Source organism: Ferrovibrio sp., from assembly GCF_025869515.1.
Taxonomy (GTDB): domain Bacteria; phylum Pseudomonadota; class Alphaproteobacteria; order Ferrovibrionales; family Ferrovibrionaceae; genus Ferrovibrio.
Genome location: NZ_JAOZVR010000045.1, coordinates 26,294 through 45,752 on the forward strand (window position 1 = coordinate 26,294; position 19,459 = coordinate 45,752).

18 protein-coding genes are annotated in these 19,459 nt (G+C 62.3%); 13 read left to right on the forward strand and 5 right to left on the reverse strand.

What is annotated here, in order from left to right; all coding sequences use genetic code 11:
- The 5 genes from OJJ21_RS06580 to OJJ21_RS06600 form a co-directional block, all read left to right on the forward strand.
- Positions 1-633 (forward strand): ABC transporter permease (locus tag OJJ21_RS06580; protein WP_297684368.1); only part of this gene is annotated, 633 nt, incomplete at its 5' end.
- Entirely contained in the window at positions 630-1,565 is a 936-nt protein-coding gene (locus OJJ21_RS06585; RefSeq protein WP_297684370.1) for an ABC transporter permease, read from the forward strand. The genes OJJ21_RS06580 and OJJ21_RS06585, both read left to right, overlap by 4 nt.
- Before the next feature lie 5 nt (positions 1,566-1,570).
- The gene (locus tag OJJ21_RS06590) at positions 1,571-2,551 is read left to right on the forward strand and encodes an ABC transporter ATP-binding protein (RefSeq protein WP_297684372.1); all 981 of its coding nucleotides are present in this window, start codon (positions 1,571-1,573) and stop codon (positions 2,549-2,551) included.
- Entirely contained in the window at positions 2,544-3,590 is a 1,047-nt protein-coding gene (locus OJJ21_RS06595; RefSeq protein WP_297684374.1) for an ABC transporter ATP-binding protein, read from the forward strand. The genes OJJ21_RS06590 and OJJ21_RS06595 overlap by 8 nt, the downstream gene beginning before the upstream one ends.
- 169 nt (positions 3,591-3,759) lie before the next feature.
- On the forward strand, positions 3,760-4,596 hold the full coding sequence (locus OJJ21_RS06600) for a universal stress protein (protein WP_297684376.1): 837 nt from the start codon (positions 3,760-3,762) through the stop codon (positions 4,594-4,596).
- A 14-nt stretch (positions 4,597-4,610) separates the two neighbouring features.
- On the opposite strand, the gene OJJ21_RS06605 is transcribed toward OJJ21_RS06600, so the two are convergent.
- Complete coding sequence (locus OJJ21_RS06605; protein WP_297684378.1) at positions 4,611-5,405, reverse strand: IclR family transcriptional regulator; 795 nt, start codon at positions 5,403-5,405, stop codon at positions 4,611-4,613.
- A 291-nt stretch (positions 5,406-5,696) separates the two neighbouring features.
- Between OJJ21_RS06605 and OJJ21_RS06610 the strand changes: the two genes are divergently transcribed.
- Both OJJ21_RS06610 and OJJ21_RS06615 read left to right on the forward strand, forming a co-directional pair.
- Positions 5,697-6,590, forward strand: a complete 894-nt coding sequence (locus OJJ21_RS06610) for a tripartite tricarboxylate transporter substrate binding protein (RefSeq protein ID WP_297684379.1) — start codon at positions 5,697-5,699, stop codon at positions 6,588-6,590.
- Positions 6,591-6,630: 40 nt separating this feature from the next.
- Positions 6,631-8,385, forward strand: coding sequence for a thiamine pyrophosphate-binding protein (locus OJJ21_RS06615; RefSeq protein WP_297684381.1), 1,755 nt, complete (start codon positions 6,631-6,633; stop codon positions 8,383-8,385).
- Positions 8,386-8,400: 15 nt separating this feature from the next.
- Here OJJ21_RS06615 and OJJ21_RS06620 read toward each other — a convergent pair whose 3' ends face one another.
- Positions 8,401-9,579: a GGDEF domain-containing protein gene (locus OJJ21_RS06620; RefSeq protein WP_297684383.1), complete on the reverse strand. Its 1,179-nt coding sequence runs from the start codon at positions 9,577-9,579 to the stop codon at positions 8,401-8,403.
- Positions 9,580-9,710: 131 nt separating this feature from the next.
- On the opposite strand from OJJ21_RS06620, the gene OJJ21_RS06625 reads away from it, so the two are divergent.
- Both OJJ21_RS06625 and OJJ21_RS06630 read left to right on the forward strand, forming a co-directional pair.
- Positions 9,711-10,253, forward strand: coding sequence for a hydrolase (locus tag OJJ21_RS06625; protein WP_297684385.1), 543 nt, complete (start codon positions 9,711-9,713; stop codon positions 10,251-10,253).
- A 16-nt stretch (positions 10,254-10,269) separates the two neighbouring features.
- Complete coding sequence (locus OJJ21_RS06630) at positions 10,270-10,968, forward strand: alpha/beta hydrolase (protein WP_297684387.1); 699 nt, start codon at positions 10,270-10,272, stop codon at positions 10,966-10,968.
- Positions 10,969-10,983: 15 nt separating this feature from the next.
- Here the strand turns inward: OJJ21_RS06630 and OJJ21_RS06635 are convergent, their stop codons facing one another.
- A complete protein-coding gene (locus tag OJJ21_RS06635) occupies positions 10,984-12,183 on the reverse strand; it encodes a GGDEF domain-containing protein (protein WP_297684389.1) in 1,200 nt (399 codons plus the stop codon).
- Between the two features lie 4 nt (positions 12,184-12,187).
- Positions 12,188-14,158, reverse strand: a complete 1,971-nt coding sequence (gene parE / locus OJJ21_RS06640; RefSeq protein WP_297684391.1) for a DNA topoisomerase IV subunit B — start codon at positions 14,156-14,158, stop codon at positions 12,188-12,190.
- Positions 14,159-14,262: 104 nt separating this feature from the next.
- Between parE and OJJ21_RS06645 the strand changes: the two genes are divergently transcribed.
- The 4 genes from OJJ21_RS06645 (at position 14,263) to OJJ21_RS06660 (ending at position 17,778) form a co-directional block, all read left to right on the forward strand.
- Positions 14,263-14,679, forward strand: coding sequence for an acyl-CoA thioesterase (locus OJJ21_RS06645; protein ID WP_297684393.1), 417 nt, complete (start codon positions 14,263-14,265; stop codon positions 14,677-14,679).
- The gene (locus tag OJJ21_RS06650) at positions 14,676-15,167 is read left to right on the forward strand and encodes a hypothetical protein (RefSeq protein WP_297684395.1); all 492 of its coding nucleotides are present in this window, start codon (positions 14,676-14,678) and stop codon (positions 15,165-15,167) included. Before OJJ21_RS06645 ends, OJJ21_RS06650 begins: the two co-directional genes overlap by 4 nt.
- Positions 15,168-15,388: 221 nt before the next feature.
- Positions 15,389-15,826, forward strand: a complete 438-nt coding sequence (locus tag OJJ21_RS06655; protein WP_297684397.1) for a DUF6455 family protein — start codon at positions 15,389-15,391, stop codon at positions 15,824-15,826.
- A 149-nt stretch (positions 15,827-15,975) separates the two neighbouring features.
- Positions 15,976-17,778 carry a hypothetical protein gene (locus OJJ21_RS06660; RefSeq protein ID WP_297684399.1) on the forward strand — a complete coding sequence of 601 codons (1,803 nt, stop codon included), beginning with the start codon at positions 15,976-15,978 and terminating at the stop codon, positions 17,776-17,778.
- A gap of 260 nt (positions 17,779-18,038) precedes the next feature.
- Here OJJ21_RS06660 and OJJ21_RS06665 read toward each other — a convergent pair whose 3' ends face one another.
- On the reverse strand, positions 18,039-19,457 hold the full coding sequence (locus tag OJJ21_RS06665) for a hypothetical protein (protein WP_297684401.1): 1,419 nt from the start codon (positions 19,455-19,457) through the stop codon (positions 18,039-18,041).
- Positions 19,458-19,459: the final 2 nt, after the last annotated feature.

Consider the following 19,459-nt stretch of genomic DNA (forward strand, 5'->3'; position numbering starts at 1 on the left):
TCCGGCCTGTATCCGCGCCACTGGATCAGCCGCAGCATGATGACGGTGTCGCTGATCGGCATTTCACTGCCCACCTTCCTGATCGGCATCCTGCTGATCCTGGTCTTCGCTGTCATGCTCGGCTGGCTGCCCAGTTTCGGCCGCGGCGACGTGGTCAAGCTCGGTGGCTGGAGTACTGGTTTCCTCACCGTCAGCGGCTGGAAAGCCGTGATCCTGCCGGCCATCACGCTGGGCCTGTTTCAGATGACCCTGATCATGCGCCTGGTGCGTTCGGAGATGCTGGAAGTGCTGCGTACCGACTACATCAAATTCGCCCGCGCCCGCGGACTGAGCAATCGCGCCGTGAATTTCGGCCATGCGCTGAAGAACACCATGGTGCCGGTCATTACCATCACCGGGCTGCAGCTTGGCTCGATCATCGCCTTTGCCATCATCACCGAGACGGTGTTCTCCTGGCCTGGCGTCGGCCTGCTGTTCCTGCAGTCGGTGCAAGCCGTGGATATTCCGGTGATGGCCGCCTATCTGGTGGCGATCGGCTTCCTGTTCGTGCTGATCAATCTGGCCGTCGATATCCTGTATTTCGTGGTCGATCCGCGCCTGCGCAGCATGGGCGGCAAGGCAGGTGCGAAATGATGCTGCCGACCGCGCGCGTCATCGAATTCTGGCGCAAGACGTCGGACAGCGACATCTACTGGAGCTTTACCCGCTCCAAGCTGGTCATGCTGTCCGCCCTGATCACGCTGATCTTCTTCATCGGTGCTTTCGGCGCGCCCTGGCTGGCGCCGCATAATCCCTTCGATCTCGCCTCGCTCGAATTGTCGGATGCCTTCAAGCCGCCGGTCTGGGAAGACGGCGGCGATGCCAAATACCTGCTCGGCACCGACGACCAGGGCCGCGACCTGCTGTCCACCATCATGTACGGCTCGCGCATTTCGCTGATGGTCGGCTTCCTCGCCGTGATCTTCGCCATGGGAGTCGGGATCACGCTCGGCCTGGTGGCCGGATATCTCGGTGGCGCGGTCGACAGTTTCATCATGCGCGTGGCCGACGTCCAGCTGTCCTTCCCGGCCATCCTGATCGCCCTGCTGGTCGATGGCGTGTCGCGCGGCATCCTCGGCGAGGCACGGCATTCGGATTTCGCCGAAGCCGTGCTGGTGGTTGCCATCGGCCTCAGTTACTGGGTGCAGTATGCCCGCACCGTGCGCGGTTCGGTGCTGGTCGAGAAGAGCAAGGAATATGTGCAGGCCGCCCGTGTGATCGGCCTGCCGGGCCCGCTGATCGCCATCCGCCATGTGCTGCCCAACGTGCTCGGCCCGGTGCTGGTGATCGCCACCATCAACCTGGCGCTGGCCATCATCACCGAAGCGACGCTGAGTTTCCTCGGCGTCGGCCTGCCGCCGACCGAGCCTTCGCTCGGCACCCTCATCCGCATCGGCAACGATTTCCTGTTCTCCGGCGAATGGTGGATCACCATCTTCCCCGGTGCCGTGCTTGCCATTCTCGTGCTGGCCGTCAATCTGCTGGGAGACTGGCTGCGCGACGCGCTCAATCCGAAGCTCCGGTGATTTCGATGACCAGCCCGAAGCTGCTTGAAGTGAAAAACCTGCGGGTCGAATTCCCGACCCGGCGCGGCACCCTTGTCGCTGTCGACGATATCTCGCTCGACATTTCTGCCGGCGAGGTACTCGGCGTGGTCGGCGAGTCCGGTGCCGGCAAGTCGATGACCGGTACGGCGATCATCGGCCTGCTTGAACCGCCGGGCCGCATCGCGGCTGGCGAGATTCGCCTGGAAGGCCGCCGCATCGACAACCTGCCGTATCACGAGATGCGCAAGATCCGCGGCCGCCAGATCGGTGCGATCTTCCAGGACCCGCTGACCAGCCTCAACCCGCTCTACCGGGTGGGCGACCAGCTGGTGGAAACCATCCTGACCCATCTGCCGATGAGCCATGCGCAGGCGCGCGACCGCGCCGTGAAGCTGCTGGAGGATGTCGGCATCCCCTCGGCAGCCGAGCGCATCAATGCCTATCCGCACCAGTTCTCCGGCGGCATGCGCCAGCGCGTGGTGATTGCACTGGCGCTGGCTGCCGAACCCAAGCTGATCATCGCCGACGAGCCGACCACCGCGCTCGATGTCTCGATCCAGGCGCAGATCATCCAGCTGCTGAAGCGGCTGTGCCGCGAGAACGGCACCGCGGTGATGCTGGTGACCCATGATATGGGCGTGATCGCTGAAACCGCCGACCGCGTCGCCGTCATGTATGCCGGCCGTATCGCCGAGATCGGCCCGGTGCAGGACGTGATCAAGCGGCCGCATCATCCCTATACCGTCGGCCTGATGGGCGCCATTCCGGCCATGGGCCACAAGACCGAGCGGCTGACCCAGATCGACGGCTCGATGCCGCGCCTCAATGCCATTCCGAAAGGCTGTGCCTTCAACCCGCGCTGCCCGAAAGTCTTCGACCGCTGCCGCGTCGAACGGCCAGATCCGATGCCGGCCGGCCGGAGCCAGGCTGCCTGCTGGCTGGTGAAGGAGCCGGCGCATGTCTAAGCCCGCCGAGACCAAAGTGACCGTCCCCATGCTCACCGTCACCGACCTGAAGCGCGTTTTCGATGTCTCGGCGCCCTGGCTCAACCGCCTGCTGGAAGGCAAGGGCCGCAGCATCGTGCGCGCTGTCGATGGCGTGAATTTCTCGATCAACCAGGGGGAGACCTTCAGCCTGGTGGGCGAGTCCGGCTGCGGCAAGTCCACTGTCGCCCGCCTGATCGTCGGCCTCTATGAGCCGAGCGACGGCTCGATCAATTTCGAGGGCGTGGAAATCGGTTCGTCGGTCGAGCGTGCGAAGCACCCGGATATCCAGGGCCGCATGCAGATGATCTTCCAGGATCCGTATGCCTCGCTCAATCCGCGCTGGCGCGTCGGCGATATCGTCGCCGAGCCGCTGCGCTTCCGCAAACTGCTCCCCGACAACGCCGCGGTCGACAAGCGCGTCGGCGAACTGCTCAGCCAGGTCGGCCTGTCTCCGCTGGATGCGCGCAAATTCCCGCATGAATTCTCCGGCGGCCAGCGCCAGCGTATCTCGATCGCCCGCGCGCTCGCCGGCGAGCCGGAATTCCTGGTCTGCGACGAACCGACCTCGGCGCTCGACGTGTCGGTGCAGGCGCAGATTCTCAACCTGATGAAGGACCTGCAGCGCAAGCTCGGCCTGACCTATCTGTTCATCAGCCACAACCTCGCGGTCGTGTATCACGTCTCCGACAAGGTCGGCGTGATGTATCTCGGCCGCCTGGTGGAATGGGCCGATACGCAGACGCTGTTCGACCGGCCGCTGCATCCTTACACGCGCATGCTGCTGGATGCGATTCCCGACCTCGACATGACCGGCCGGTCGCGCACGCCGGTGGCCGGCGAGGTGCCCAGCCCGCTCAACCCGCCACCGGGCTGCAGCTTCCACCCGCGCTGCCCGCTCGCCAACGAGCGCTGCAGGCGCGACGTGCCCAAGGCGATTGCCGTCGAGGGCGGCGCCGTGGCCTGCCATGCGGTCGAGGAAAACCGCCTGCCGCCGTGGAAGGCCCAGGCTGCCGCTTAAGGCCGCCGCCTGAGCCACTGCGTCATCCAGTCGCAAACTCACGCGCCGACCTTGCCTCGGCGCGCGCACCTGCCTACAGTTGTCCCAGTAAATCATCTGCACTTCCGAAAACAACGGTCGATGCCGCCGGGGGAACAAGCGGCACGGCCATAACGAAGGAGGCCGGGCGATGAGTTACCGCGATATCACGGTTCACCTGACGCTGGACCCGCGCAATGCTGCGCGCACCCAGATCGGCATCGCCATGGCACGGCGCTTCGGTGCCCGCATCAGCGGGCTGTACACCGTGCCGCCGCCGAACGTGCCCTATTACATGGGCGAGTATATCCCCACCGAACTGATCCAGAAGCAGATGGACGAGGCGCAGAAGGCCTCGGTCGGCGCCAAGGAGGAATTTCTCTCCACCTGCAGCAGTGCCGGCATCGAGCATCGCTGGCTCAGCAGCGACCTGGCGCCGGTGGAGGCACTGCGCCTGGCGGCGCGCTGCAGCGATATCGCCATTGTCGGCCAGCCCGATCCCAATCCGAGCGATCCGGCGGCGATTCCATATGGCACTGACGTTCTGCCGCATGAACTGGCGCTGCAGGCCGGCCGGCCGATCCTGGCCGTGCCCTACGCCGGCAGCACGGCCGAGCTTGGTCGCCGCATCCTGGTGGCCTGGAACGGCAAGCGCGAGGCGGCACGCGCGCTGCACGATGCGATGCCGCTGCTGCGCGGCGCCGAAATCGTGCACCTGGTGACTATCGGGCCCGAGCGCAAGGGCCGCACGGCGCTGGCCGAAATTTCCGATCACATGCAGCGTCACGGGTTGCGGCTGGAAAGCGCGGTCATCCCTCCCAATGGCAGCAAGGTGGGGCAGGCCCTGCTGGGCGAGGCGAAGGCGCGCAGCTGCGACATGATGGTGATGGGCGCCTTCGGCCATTCGCGGCTGCGCGAAATGGTGTTCGGCGGCGTGACCGAGACCGTTTTGGGCAATATGTCGCTGCCGGTTTTGCTGAGCAATTGACGGTGCGGCGTCGGCTATGCCCCGATGCCGCTCATCAGGCGTGAGCGGTTCGCCGCCCTGAAAAAGGCGGCATTGGTCTCCCGCAATGTCTCGATTTCCGCCTGGATCGCCTGGGCGATCTCCAGCCGGCGTTCCGCGCTCATGCGATCCGCAATCGCCGAGACGCTGATTGCCGCGACCGGGCTGCCGTCATCAAGCGTGATCGCCACACCGATGGTGCAGATGCCGGGCACGATGGCGCCGTCAATGCAGGCATAGCCCTTGGCGTCGGCCTCCCCGAGAATGGCGGCCAGGCCGGCATCCGACAGCGGGAAGGCGCGGCGTGCCGCAGCGTCTTGGGCGATGATTGCCGTCCGCTCGGGCTTCGACAGCGCGGCCAGGATGGCGGCGCTGCCCGCACCGATGCCCAATGGTCGCCGGTCGCCCACTTTCAGGGTCAGGCTCTTGATCGGATAGCTGCCCTCCAGCCGCTCGACACAGACCGCCGCGTCGCCATTGCGCACGACCAGATAGACCGTGTCGCCAAACTGCGTGACCAGACGGGCCATGGCGGGATGCAGAAGCTCGACCAGGCCGTTGCGGTTGGACACGCCGCTGGCCCAGGAAAAGATCTTGTAGCCAACGAAATAGCGGCCGCTTTCCGCGTCGTGATCCACCAGTCGGTATTGCACCAGCCCGGACAGCAGCCGATGCGCGGTCGCCTTGCCGAGCCCTGTCGCGGCGCAGACCTCCACCAGGCGCAGGCCTTTTTCCGGCGCCTGACTCAGCGCTGAAATCAGCAGATCAATCCGGGCGATGCTTTGATGCATGCCGCCATCGACGGCCGAGGCTGGGGCTGCGGGAGTTTTCGCGGAAATGCGGGGCACGGCGTGGCCTCAAAACTGACGGCTTGACAAAGGCCAGATGAATCTGTCTCAATAATAGATACATAGTCTCATTAAACGAGACAAGTGTTTTTTTGTGCCGGTCATCCGATATCGGCACGGCAAGGGGAAGAAACGATGAAATCCTGGATCAAAGCGCTTTGGCTCGCGGCTTGTGCGGCCGCTTTTCTCGCAATTGTCGTCCCGACCAGGCCGGTCAGGGCGCAGACATGGCCCGTGCGCCCCGTCACCGTCGTGGTGCCTTTCGCGGCGGGCGGCACGACGGATGCCCTCGCTCGTCTGGTGGGGCAGCAGCTCTCCACCCGGCTCGGCCAACCGGTCGTCGTCGAGAACCGCGCCGGTGCCGGCGGCGCCGTGGGTGCCAGTGTCGTGGCCAAGGCCGCGCCGGATGGCTACACGCTGCTGATGGGGGCGGTGAGCACCCATGCGATCAATCCCTCACTCTACAAGACGCTCACTTATGATCCGGTGAAGGATTTCGCGCCCATCGCCTATATCGCCGGCGTGCCCAATCTGCTGGTCGTCAGCCCCAAGCGGGTCCAGGCCAAGACCGTCAGCGAGCTGCTGAAGGAGATCAAGGCGCAGCCTGACGGCGTCAGCTTCGCATCGGCCGGCAACGGCACCTCGATCCATCTCTCGGGCGAGATGTTCAAGGTCGCCTCCGGACTGAAGCTGACCCATGTGCCTTATCGCGGTTCGGGTCCGGCCGTGGCCGATCTGGTCGGTGGCAATGTCGACCTGATGTTCGACAATCTGCCTTCCGCCCTGCAGCTGGTGAAGAGCGGCGGCCTGCGGGCGCTGGCGATCACCGCGGCGCAACGCTCGCCAGTGCTGCCTGATGTGCCCACCATGGTGGAATCGGGGTTCCCGAACTTCGTGGCGGAAAGCTGGTTCGTGCTGTTTGCGCCGACCGGCACCCCGGTGGCAATCACCGAACGGCTGGCCCGCGAGGTGACAGCCATTCACGAGGTGCCGGAATTCCGCGAGCGGCTTGCCGGCCTCGGCGCCAATCCGCGCTCCCTGACTGGTGCGGCTCTCACGGCCTTCATCGCAGAGGAAGCCCGCAACTGGGGCGAGGTCGTGCGCAAGTCCGGCGCCCAGGCGGAATGATCAGACCCCAAAGCACCAAACACACAGCAAAGCAGAGATCATGACAGCTTCCCCCCAGTTCACGAATGCGACCCGCACCATGCAAGGCGGACGCGCCCTCGGCGAAATGCTCAAGTTGAGCGATGCAGGCCTTCTTTTCGGAATGGGCGGTTTCCAGTTGCTGCCCTTCTATGAGGCCTGCCGCGCCCTGGGGCTGAAGCATGCCCTGATCAACGATGAACGCTGCGGTGCTTTTGCGGCCGATGCTTACGCCCGTGTCACCAACCGCCCTGGTGTGGTGGATGCGACGCAGGGGCCGGGGGCCACGAATATCGTTACCGGCCTGGCGGAATCTTACAATGCCGGCATTCCGATCATCGCGATCACCGGCAACACCAATCGCGAACATTCCTTCAAGAATATGACGCAGGAGGCACGGCAGATCGATATCCTGCGTCCGGTGGTGAAGGAGGTGATCCGCATCGACATGGTCCAGCGCATCCCCGAAGCGGTGCGCCGTGCTTATGCGGTCGCCACTTCCGGTCGGCCGGGCCCGGTCCTGATCGACATTCCGGAAGACATTGCCCATGCGGAACATGATTTCTCCGCTGCCGATTTCTGGATCGACGCCGGTACGCTGAAGGCGCAGGCGCGGCGTTCGTTGCCCGATCCGGCCGAACTCAGCCGGGCAGTGCAGATGATGGCGAAGGCGAAGCGGCCGCTGCTTCTGGTCGGCGGCGGCATCCATGTCTCCGAGGCCTATGATGCGCTGATCGCCCTGGCGGAGCAGGAAGGCATCCCGGTCGCCCATACCATGTCAGGCAAAGGTGCGATCGGCTGCAACCATCCACTTTCCGCAGGCGTGTTCGGCCGCTATTCCCGTATTGCCAACGAGCTGGTCGAAGCCTCCGATTGCCTGATCGTCGTCGGCTGCAAACTGGGCGAGATCGCCACCCGCCGTTTCTCGCTGATCGGTGCCGGTAAGCCGGTCATCCATGTCGAGATCTGGCCAGAGGAAATCGGCCGCACCACGCGCACCGATGTAGCGCTGGTGGGCGATGCCAGGTTGACGCTGGAAGCCATGGCCGCGGCGCTGGGGGATGGCCACAAGCGGGTCGCGGCGAGGGCGGACTATTGCGCTGAAGTACCGGTACGGATGACCGAATGGCGCAAGGGCGCGGCCGACCGGCTCGAATCCTCCGAGACGCCGATCAATATCGGGCGCATCATGGGGGAGCTGAACAAGCGGATGCCGGCTGACGCCGTGTTAGTTGCCGATGGCGGCTTTGCCGCGCATTGGGGTGGCCTGTTGTTCGAGACCAAGGCGGCCGGACGTCATTTCGTTGCCGACCGCGGCTTTGCCTCGATCGGCTATGGCGTGCCGGGTGGGTTGGGGGCCCAGATCGGCGTCGGTTCGAAGCGCCGTGTCGTGGCGCTGACCGGCGATGGCGGGTTCAACATGTCGCTGGGCGATCTTGAAACGGCGCGGCGGCTGGGAGCGAATTTCATTACCATCGTCTTCAACAATGCCGCCTCCGGCTATGTGAAAGCGCTGCAGCATGCTGTCTACGGAGCGGGGAACTATCAGTCCTCCGACCTGATCGAGATGGACTATGCGAATATTGCAAAGGCGATGGGTTGCCATGGCATTCGTGTCGTCGATCCGGAAAAGCTGGGCCCGGCCATCACCGAGGCGCTGGCAAAGACGGATAGCCCGACGGTCATCGACGTGGTTGTCACCCGCGATCCGGGGCGGATGCTGCCCGGCGTGGATAACCGCACGCTGAAAGTGCAGAAGGGTGACCGGCCGGTCTGAGGTCGATCAGCAAGGTCAGGCGACAGGTGCCGCCGCAGTCTGACCGCCGCCGACGATGACGCGGTTGCGACCGGCGCGTTTTGCGGCATACATCGCCGTGTCGGCCTGATGCACCAGCTCGTGCCATGTGTTGCCATGGCTGCCGAGGCTGGCGACGCCGATGCTGACTTTCAGGGACAGCCGGTGCCCGCCGGCATCGACAGCCAGATCGGCGACTGACTGGCGAATGCGTTCGGCCAGCTGCGCGGCGCCGGCGACCGCCGTATTGGGCAGCAGGGCGCAGAATTCCTCGCCGCCGAGACGTCCGAAGATATCTTCGCGGCGCAGGCAGCGCCGGGCGGCGGCGGCGAACTGGCGCAGGGCGGCGTCGCCGGCCGCATGGCCGTATTGGTCGTTCACCAGCTTGAAATGGTCGATGTCCAGCAGCAGCAGGCTGAGCGGCGTTTGATGCCGACGGCTGCGCGCGATCTCGGTTTCCGCCACTTCTTCAAGGGCGCGGCGGGTCAGTGCATCGGTCAGGGCATCGCGCCGCGCAGCTTCCTGCAGACGGGCTGCGATGGTCTGGTTGATCAGCAGGATGGCGGTGAAGATCACCGCGATCGACAGCAGCATCGGGATCAGGAACAGCCAGCCGGAGATCGGAACCTGCGCCAGCGGGCGCTCCACCGGCGGCAGGGTCCAGATGGCGGTCGCCAGCGCGAGGAAGTAAATGGCATGGATGCCGAGTGCGAGGCTCGCCAGGACCTGCGAAAACCGCGTGCTCGGCCGCACATCGCGCAGCATGCTGTAAATGCGCAAGGCCGACAGAAGGGCAAAACAGGCCAGCAGCACCACGATGCGGATGCGTGAATTGTCGGTGGCGGTGAAATAGCTCAGCGCGACGGCTGCCACGACAAGGATCGCAATACCGAAGCGGTAGGGCAGGGGGCGTTCGAAGAAAGCCTCGATGCCCCACCAGGTCAGCACGTAGCCGCCGATGATGAAAAGGTTGGCCACCACCAGTGAGGCCGATGGCAATGCATCACTGCGCAGATACACTCCCAGCACGCCCACTGAGATGACCAGCGCGCCGGCGGCCCAGTGCCCGACCCCGCGCATGCCGCGATGAATTACCCACAGGGCGGTGAGGATGCCGGATTCCAGACACACCACAAGCACGGTGATAAAAGCGACAGTCGGTGTATCGAGATGCATGACTCTGACGATGACAAAGGGCGCGTGATTTTGCACTGGCAGGTTGCGAAAATGCAACGCCGGGCGGCCGGTGCTGTGGTATTTGCCGCATGAAGGCTATATTTTTGCCGGAACCGCGCCAGAGTTCGATCATGCTGCTTTCCGCAAATGAAACCCTGCTTCTTGCTATCGATATTCAGGATCGCCTGCTGCCGGCGATTCATGACGGCGAGCGTGTCGTCCGCAATACGGAAATCCTGTTGCAAGCCGCTGCGCATTTGCGGATTCCGGCCATATTGACCGAACAGTATCCCAAGGGGCTGGGCGCCACCGTGCCGCAGATCAAGGTTGCGGCGGGCGACAGTCCGGTGTTGGAAAAGATGCATTTTTCCGCCTGGGGCGAGCCGGCGGTGCAGGAACGCATTGCCGCGGCGGGGCGATCTCAGGTGGTGATTGCCGGTATCGAGGCCCATGTCTGCGTGTTGCAGACCGCGCTCGGTCTGGCGGAATCCGGTCATCGCGTGGCGGTGGTGGCCGATGCGATCTCCTCGCGCCATCCCGACAGCGTGGCGGTGGCGTGCACGCGCATGCAGGCCGCCGGTGTGGAACTCGTCACCACAGAGATGTGTATTTTCGAATGGCTCGGCAGCGCGTCGCATCCGGAGTTCAGGGCGCTCTCCAGGCTGATCAAGTGAGTTGAAAGGATTTTCTATGCGTGAGCCGCTGGTTTTGATTCCCGGCCTGCTGTTGACCGACGATTTCTGGCGCGAGCAGATCGCCCGGCTGTCGGAGGTGGCGCAATGCCTGTCGCCGCGCTGTCACTACGACCAGGACAATTTCGGCGACATGGCCCGGCTGATCCTGGCCGAGGCACCGGATCGTTTCGCGCTCTGCGGCCTGTCGATGGGCGGCTATGTGGCGCAGGAGATCATGCGCCAGGCGCCGCAGCGCGTGACGCGTGTCGCATTGATGGATACGTCATCGCGCGCCGATACGCCGGAGCAGACCGAGCGACGCAGGGCCTTGATCAACCTGAGCCAGATCGGCAAGTTCAAAGGGGTCACGCCGCAACTGCTGCCTCTGCTGCTGCACCCTGACAACCAGACGAACAAGCCCATGGTCGACCGCATCATGGCGATGGCGGAAGCGATCGGCCGCGACGGTTTCATCAAACAGCAGACCGCCATCATCAACCGGCCCGACGGCCGCCCCGACCTCAAGGGCTACACGGTGCCGGCGCTGGTGCTGTGCGGCCGGCAGGATGTCCTGACACCGCTGGAACTGCATGACGAGATGGCGTCGCTGATCCCCGGTGCAAAGCAGGTGGTGCTGGAGCATTGCGGCCATCTGCCGCCGATGGAACAGCCCGATGCGACGGCGGCCGCCCTGCGGCAGTGGCTCGCGGCCTAGAAAGCTCCGGCCGATCTAGGCAGGGCGTTCCGCCAGGCTGTCGCTGAAAGCCGCAATCTCGATGCGATTGCGGCCGTCGGCCTTGGCACGATACAGCGCCGCCTGTGCGCGCTGCATCATCTCAGTCCAGTCGTCGCTGTGCAGGCCGAGCGCGGCAAGACCGAAACTGGCGGTCAGCGAAAAGGTTTTGCCCCCGATCTCGAAGGCCGTGGCGGCGATCTCCAGGCGCAGCCGCTCGGCCAGCTGCTGGGCGCCGGCCAGGCGCGTGCTCGGCAGCAGCAGGCTGATGGTGGCGCCATCCAGTCGGGCAACGAAATCCTCGCGCCGCATGTTCCTGGTCACCAGCTCGGAAACCTTGCGCAGCACCGCATCGCCGGCATCGTAGCCGTGGTCGCTGTTGATCGTGTCGAAATGATCGACCTCGAACACCACCACCGACAGGCCATAGCCATGGCGCTTGGCGCGGGCGATTTCCTTGTCACCCAGATCATCAAGCAGGCCGCGGTTGATCAGTCCGGTCAGCGGGTCGGTCTGGGCGCTGATCTGCAGGCGTTGCTGCAGGCGCTGGTTCAGCATCAGGATGCAGGACGCCGCCACCAGCAGCGAGGCGATGGTGGGCAGGATGAAGATACTGGCGCCGAGCAGCCCGCCGCCGAAATCGCTCGGCTGCAGGACACCGGCGAGGGCGGCGACGCAGCGCAGCAGGTAAAGCATGCCGAGCGCGCCGGCCAGCATGCCGATGAAAGCCTGGGTCTGCACCAGGGCCGGTTCGATGCGATACAGCATGGTCCAGGTCGTCAGGCCGCAGAGCAGGGCGATGGTGCTGGTTGTGACGGCGGCACGCATCACCGGGTTCGGATCGACCAGCAGGAACCAGGTGAAGGCGCAGAAGAACGCCAGGAAGATCGCGGTGGCGGCGCGATAGGGGATCGGGCGGAAACGGAAGCGCCGGAAGCCGACCCAGACCAGGATGTAGCTGAGCACGAAGACTGCCGTGCCGAACAGCGCCACATAGGGCTCGTTCTGCGGTACGCGCAGCATCAGCACGGCAACGCCGACAGCGAACAGCACATTGCCCAATGCCCAGGTCGCCGGGCCTTCTTCGCGCGGATGCACCACGCTGACGCCGACGCCGACCAGAACGTTGATGCCCAGCAGCGCGAGGGTCACCAGGGCGACAACCGGCAGGTCTGTTGCCCCGATTACCCCCTGCATGGCATCACACGTCGATATCGGTGGCGAAGGCGGCGCGTTCCTGGATGAACTGGAAGCGCAGTTCGGGCTTCCGGCCCATCAGACGTTCCACCAGATCTTCGGACTCCCTGACTTCTTCCACCGGCACCTGCACCCGCAGCAGCACGCGGTTCTTCCGGTTCATGGTGGTTTCCTTCAGCTGGCCCGGCGGCATTTCGCCCAGGCCCTTGAAGCGGCTGATCTCTACCTTGCGGCTGCCGAAATGCTGCTTGATCAGGCGATCCTTGTCGGCATCGTCCATCGCATAGAAGGTCTTGCCGCCGGCGCTCAGGCGATAGAGCGGCGGCTGCGCCAGATAAAGATGCCCGTGTTCGATCAGCTTGGGCATCTCGCGGAAAAAGAAGGTCATCAGCAGGGAAGCGATATGCGCGCCGTCAACATCGGCGTCGGTCATGATGATGACCTTGTCGTAGCGCAGATCCTCGTTGCGATAGCGACCGCCGGTGCCGCAGCCCAGCGCCTGGGTCAGGTCGGCCAGTTCCTGGTTGGCGGCGAGCTTGCCCGAAGCTGCGGATGCAACATTCAGAATCTTGCCGCGCAGAGGCAGCACAGCCTGGGTGCGACGGTCGCGCGCCTGCTTGGCTGAACCGCCGGCCGAGTCACCCTCGACGATGAAGATTTCCGAACCGTTGGCGGCTTCGTCCGCGCAATCCGCCAGCTTGCCGGGTAGCCGCAGCTTGCGCGTCGCCGACTTGCGGCTGACGTCCTTTTCGGCGCGGCGGCGCAGGCGGTCTTCGGCGCGCTCGATCAGGCGGGTCAGCAGCGCATTGGCATGCTGCGGCGCGCCGGCCAGCCAGTGATCGAAATGATCCTTGATCGCGGTCTCGACCAGCTTCTGCGCTTCGACTGTGACCAGCCTGTCCTTGGTCTGGCCCTGGAACTGCGGGTCCTTGATGAACAGCGACAGCATCGCCGCGCCGGCCCCCAGGATGTCGTCGGCGGTGATCTGCGCCGCCTTCTTGTTGTTGGTCAGCTCGGCATAGTCCTTCAGGCCGCGCAGCAGCGCCGTGCGGAAGCCGGCCTCGTGCGTGCCGCCCTCGGGCGTCGTCACCGTGTTGCAGTAGGACTGCAGCCAGCCTTCGTCGATATCCTGCGGCCAGTGGATCGCCCATTCGACCTTGCCGCGCTCGCCGGCCAGATCGGCGCGGCCGGCAAACGGCGTCGGCGTCACGGTCTGCTGGCCTTCCAGCTGCTCGGACAGATAATCCTGCAACCCGCCGGGGAAATGCAGCACGGCATCCTGCGGGGTGACTTCCTCGCTGCCTTTCAGCAGTTCGGGCGCGCAGGCCCAGACGATCTTCACGCCGGGATAGAGATAGGCCTTGGAGCGCGCCATCTTGAAGATGCGCGAGGGGCGGAAATGCGCGCCCTTGCCGAAGATCTGTTCGTCCGGATGGAAGGTGACGGCGGTGCCGCGGCGGTTCGGCGCCGCGCCGACCTTGACCAGCTTGCCCTGCGGCGCGCCGCGCGAATAGTCCTGGCGCCACAGCTCGCGGTCGCGCGCCACTTCCACGCTCAGGCGGTCCGACAGCGCATTGACCACCGAGATGCCGACGCCATGCAGGCCGCCGGCGGTGGAATAGACCTTGGACGAGAACTTGCCGCCCGAATGCAGCGTGGTGAGGATGACCTCCAGCGCCGACTTGTCCTTGAATTTGGGATGCCGGTCGATCGGGATGCCGCGGCCGTTGTCGGTCACGCGCAGCGCGCCATCCTCCTGCAGCGTCACCTCGATGCGGTCGGCATGGCCGGCCACGGCCTCGTCCATCGAGTTGTCGAGCACTTCGGCGAAGAGATGGTGCAGGGCGCGCTCGTCGGTGCCGCCGATATACATGCCGGGGCGGCGCCGCACCGGCTCCAGGCCTTCGAGAACCTCGATGTCCTTGGCGGTGTAATCGCTGCCACCCTTGCTTCCCTGCTGGAACAAGTCGTTCATACTATTCACGGATTTAAGATTAAGGGGTGACTCGTCTTTGCGCCGCAGTATAGTGTGCCGCAGACGGGAAACAACCAACATCTGGTAGGAATATAGAGGCTGGGATGGCGAGAGACTCGATAACCGAATCGCAGGACCAGGTCGCTGAGCGCGGCGAGCCGGTGATCCGCTCGGCGCCGATGCCGGCCGATATGAACGGCAACGGCGACATCTTCGGCGGCTGGGTGCTGAGCCAGATGGACATCGCCGGCGGCATCATCGCGGCGCGGCGCGCCCAGGGCCGCGTGGTCACCGTGGCGGTCGATGCGATGACCTTCCACCAGCCGATCAAGGTCGGCGACATCGTCTCGATTTACGGCCGCGTCATCCGCGTCGGCCGCACATCGATGGCGGTGAAGATGGAGACCATCGTTGCCCGTCGCCTCGACCCCACCGAGATCAAGGTGACCGAGGGCGTCTACACCTATGTGGCGATCGACGAAAACGGCAAGCCGCGGCCCGTGCCGGTGGGTGCCAAATGACCAACGGCTCCAGGCGCCATTACGCCGCCGACGAGATCGTGGCCCCGGCGCTGATCGCGCTGAAGGCCTGGTATGACGAGGCGCGTGAGGGCCGGTCGATGGCGGCCTTTGCCGCGCTGCCCCCGGCAGACATGCCGCAGACGCTGCCCGGCCCGACCGACCTTGCCATCGTCGAGGTGACCGGCGACGGCCGCTATCCCTACATCGCCATGGGCGAGCAGTATCGCCGCACCGCCGCCCTGGCCGCCGATCCCGATGGCGTGACGCGGGAGACGCGGCCGGTGGTGCGCCAGCATTTCGACCTGGCGATCAGGCAGCGCGGCGCCTTCCATGTCAGCGTCACGCGCTGGGACGGGCCGAAGATCCTGCAATACGACCGGGTGATCCTGCCGCTGGACGATGGCGGGACAACCGCCCCCGATGGCGGCGGCAGCGTGACCCACCTGCTGGTCGGCGAGGCTTTCCTGCGGGTGGCCAAGCCGGGCTGACCGGCTGCCGAAATCCCGGCGACAATCCCGGGCCGGGCTGCGTCGGAGCGCTTCGCAATGCTTCGCGGCGCTTCGTTTCTATTTTAAATAGAATATAGATGTAATTAATTATCGTTTTTAGCGGTAAACAGGCTTTCTTGCCCGGGCTTGATCCAGAACAAGGTGGCGCCGGCGGAAACGCATAGGCTGACCCTGCATCCGACCGGGAAGAGGAGGCCGCTATGACCCAAGCCCAGACTCAGGACCACGATCTGGTCAGCCGCGCCATTGCCGTTCTGGCGGACTGGTTCAAAGGCAGCTTCCGCCGCCTGGCGGAAGAGCGCGAATGGCAGTCGCTCGACCGCCCGGAGCGCGGCCGTATCGCGCATGATCTCGGCATGACCAGTAGCGCGCTGGATACTCTGATCGCCGAAAGCGGCGGCAGCGCCGAACTGGACGACGTGCTCGGCCGCACCGGGCTCAGGCAGACGGCGGCGATGTATGGCGCGCTGCACGACATGCAGCGGGTCTGCGGCCTGTGCCAGGCGCGCGGCGAATGCCGCGACTGGCTCAGCATTCCGGCCGAGGCGCGCGACGATGCGGTGACGCCGTATTTCTGCCCGAACCGCGAAGAGCTGAAACTGCTGCACGAGATGCAGCATGGCAGCTGCGCGAAGTAAGTTTTAAAGCCCCGGCATTTCCCATCGCGGTGGAGTCCACCTAGACACGATATACGTTTCAATAATCAGGCAAATAATATCTATAAGCTTGATCATCCCAATTATAGGGAGCAGGATTGCAATAATAATTAAAATAGCGCGATCACATTATGCTCGATTGGAAATCAGAAAATACTTACGTCGCATTAAGAAAACTGGTCGATCTATTAGAGGAACGGCGACGACCGGTCGTTGTTTGGATTGGGGCGGGGGTAAGTAAGTGGTCTGGTTATCCGCTATGGGATGAAATGGCGGATGATTTTTATAAAAAATTCTCCAGGCACCAAGTTGGCTTTGATAAAACCAAAGCATCAGAACTAAAAAATAAAACCCTCCCGGCGTTTTTTGACTACTGCGAAAAAAGTAACCCAGAAATGTATCGCCGTATGCTTGCGGAGACATTCTCCCCGAAGCCTGTAATTGCGCAATATTCGATAATTTTCATCGGTTATAGCATTAGAGACAATTACATTTTGAATCTTTTGGAGCGCAGCTCACATGGGAAACCAATATTTGGAGATGGACCGCATTTCGCTATTTTGCCGATCGACAATAATGAGATTCCAGGGAGTGTAGAAAAAATTATATACACTCCTGAACCTCAGAAAGATCATAGATCGGCAATTAGAGTTCTTGAAGCATCAAAATATCTGAAAATCTCAGCGCATAGTCCATTAAACGGCGTTCAGAGCTTTGCCAAAGTTGTGCCGAAAAGTATTCATTTTATTACTGATGTAATGCCGCCCGGAAAATGGAGTAGCTCATCAAGATTCGAATTCGCGCCTGTCGGTGATAAAATTCCTTCAGGGTATGGCTATGTTGGCCATGGCGTAAATGACTTTGAGTTTCCGCATTTAAACAGCACTGCTATGCATGATTTAGTAGTCGGGTTGTTATGTTTTGATCAAGTAATAATGCCGCTAAATGCAGTCGGTCGTGTGCACACCACCTTGGGGAGTCAGGTATTCTGGGCGCTCATTGATCTCGATATATTGAAATTCATTCATTGGGAGACTCAGGATGGCGTGATGTTTTCAAATGAAGACCCTTCGGGATTGGGTGGCATTGCCTCGATAAGCAACGTCACAGACGGCTCCGCATCCAATGTAATAAAACGACAAATTCTTCCCGTTCCGGGAAAAGAGAAAGAAGCTCAAGAGAATTTTGATTTATTGGTAAAAAATACAACGATCATTTCCGATCGCGATATTTCGAACGTTCCTGAATTTGTTCGGGGGCTTTTGGTGTATCCAGATATAAGAAAGTCGCTTGGTATAAGTGAAGGGGTGCCGGTGAAAACCGTTCCGCCTTGGCTTATGTTCCCAATACTCCGTTTGGCCCAGGTAGTGCGTGTGGGGCTTACTTGTAATTTGCTGAATGTGCCATCAACGAAGCTGTTATTTGGGCTTTCAGGTTTGGCGGGCCCAGTGTTTAGTGCATGTTCAGCGGGTCTTTGGGTGGATCAAATAGCAAGCTATGTGGTTGCCGGGGAATTAAATGCTCATGTCGGGGAGGTCTTTATTCAAAGTCCTCAATTAATATTTGATCTTCTGAAGTTTCGTGAAACAACAGAAGGCATAAACTTGAGATGCGAGATTTTGGCGCAAATGTCTACCAATGAAGCAGGTGAAGTCAGCGCATCGATCAATGGTGGCCTGAAGAGTTGCATAGCTCATGATATTCTTGATCGTGCAAGAAAGAAATTTTCCGGACTTATGATATGTGATCAACCATTAACGGTCAGCGCTTTGTGGAATAATAACGACTATGACTTGAAAGCAATGGGGCGATGGAAGCTGCGAATTGCAGCAGAGTTTAAAGAATTTTGCGCCCAGCATAAGATTTCACTGTATGACCAATGCCCTTGTGGTTCAGGTGAGAAGGTAAAATTCTGTTGCCTGCCGCTTGATTAAAATGGACGCTCACGCCAGCCCCTAATGCCCGCGGATCACGCCGCGCTGGGCGATCGGTGAAGCTGCCTTCCACCGGCGGCAGTTCGGCGATGTCGTGCGCCACCGCCACCGGGATCAGATTGGCGCCGCCATAGCTGCGGTGACGCCGTATTTCTGCCCGAACCGCGAAGAGCTGAAACTGCTGCACGAGATGCAGCATGGCAGCGGGTGCAGGTAGCTGCAGGCAGATATCCGAGGACGGTGTCCGGCGGAGTCTGAGCTTAGCGGCCTGGCAAGCCAGGCAGCGGGAGTTTCGGGATATCGGGCGCAGCCGCAGCCGTCGCAGTGCTGCTGACCGGCTGCGTCGCATCATCGAGCAGATCGAGCATCGCCTGATAGCCGGCGAGCGTCTGGCGAATCTGAGCCTCCGTCTCCGTGCGCAGTTCCTTGAGTTTTACCGGATCGTCTTTCCGCTTTACTTCTTCGGCCTCAGCCAGGAGGCGGATGTCTTCCAGCTTGGCCTTTATGCGTTCGCGCGCCGGCAGCAAATCGACCGGGGCGCGGGCCTGGTCGGGCGCCCCGCCATTCCCGAAGGCGATCGAGTCCGCCAGATTGATCATGCTCTTCACGCCGGCCGCGCTGCCGCCGGTGGCCGCACTGGTGATCAGGCTGGTGGCGGAAGCGATGGCGGCCTTGGCCATTTTCGAATAGGCATCCAGCAGTTCGCCGGGCTGGTTGTCGAACTGCTTGAGCGACCAGTTGCCGATATCGTCCTTGATGAAAGCCATCGCCGTGTTGCCCTGGCCGCTGGCATAGACGGTGTTGACCCGCGCCCAATGCATGTCAGCCTGCAGCCGCTCGAGTATCTGCACGCGATCATCAACTTTCTGGGAGGAAGACCATGGATAGGTGTAGGCATTGTTCCATTCGAACAGCCGGGCGAAGTCGGTCGGCGCGCTGCCCGAGATGAAGGCCGATAGCGGCAGTTCGCGGCGATCCAGGCCGTCGATCTGCTGCAGCAGGGCATCGGCGCGGCTGGCGATCTGGTTGGCCTGTTCGGCTGCGGCAAACTGGTAGCTGGTGATGAGCGCGCGCAGCACCGGATCCGGCAAATACACGGCGGTCTGAATCTCCTGCCAGTTCTGAGCGGAGCGGCTGATCCGTTTCGCAAAAGATGTGGCATGGGTAATCACATTGCGCATCAATGGCGCCGCGATTTGCCCTGTGCCGCTCCCACTAGTCGCGTATGACACGGAATCCAAACCATTCAGTGTTTCCTGAAGCGTCGAAGGAATCCTGTTTAAATCAAGTTTTAGACCGTTGGTTTCCTCCGATATCTGACGCACCAGTGCGCATTCGTATGCAGAAATCAGGTCTGTATTTCTGATGAAAGCAGATTTCAGGATATCGCTCGGTACAGGCGACACTTGCATATCGGCGAGACAGCCAGTGCCTTGCTTAAGAAGCCAAATGTCGATCTGCTTGCCGAAGCGGTCGAACTGCGTCCTGGTTTGATTGAGAAGCCCATCGAATTCTGCAATCTGGCTGCGGATATCTTTCGACAATGGGCCCTTGTAAACCTCCACGTCGATGCGCATTGAGGCGGCGCCCGAGAAAAAGGAACTTTGAGAGAGGGCAGGAGGCGCGGTGAACGCGATGCCGAGGGGCAGCAGGCTGGAAACAAGGATGCGGCGGAGCATGG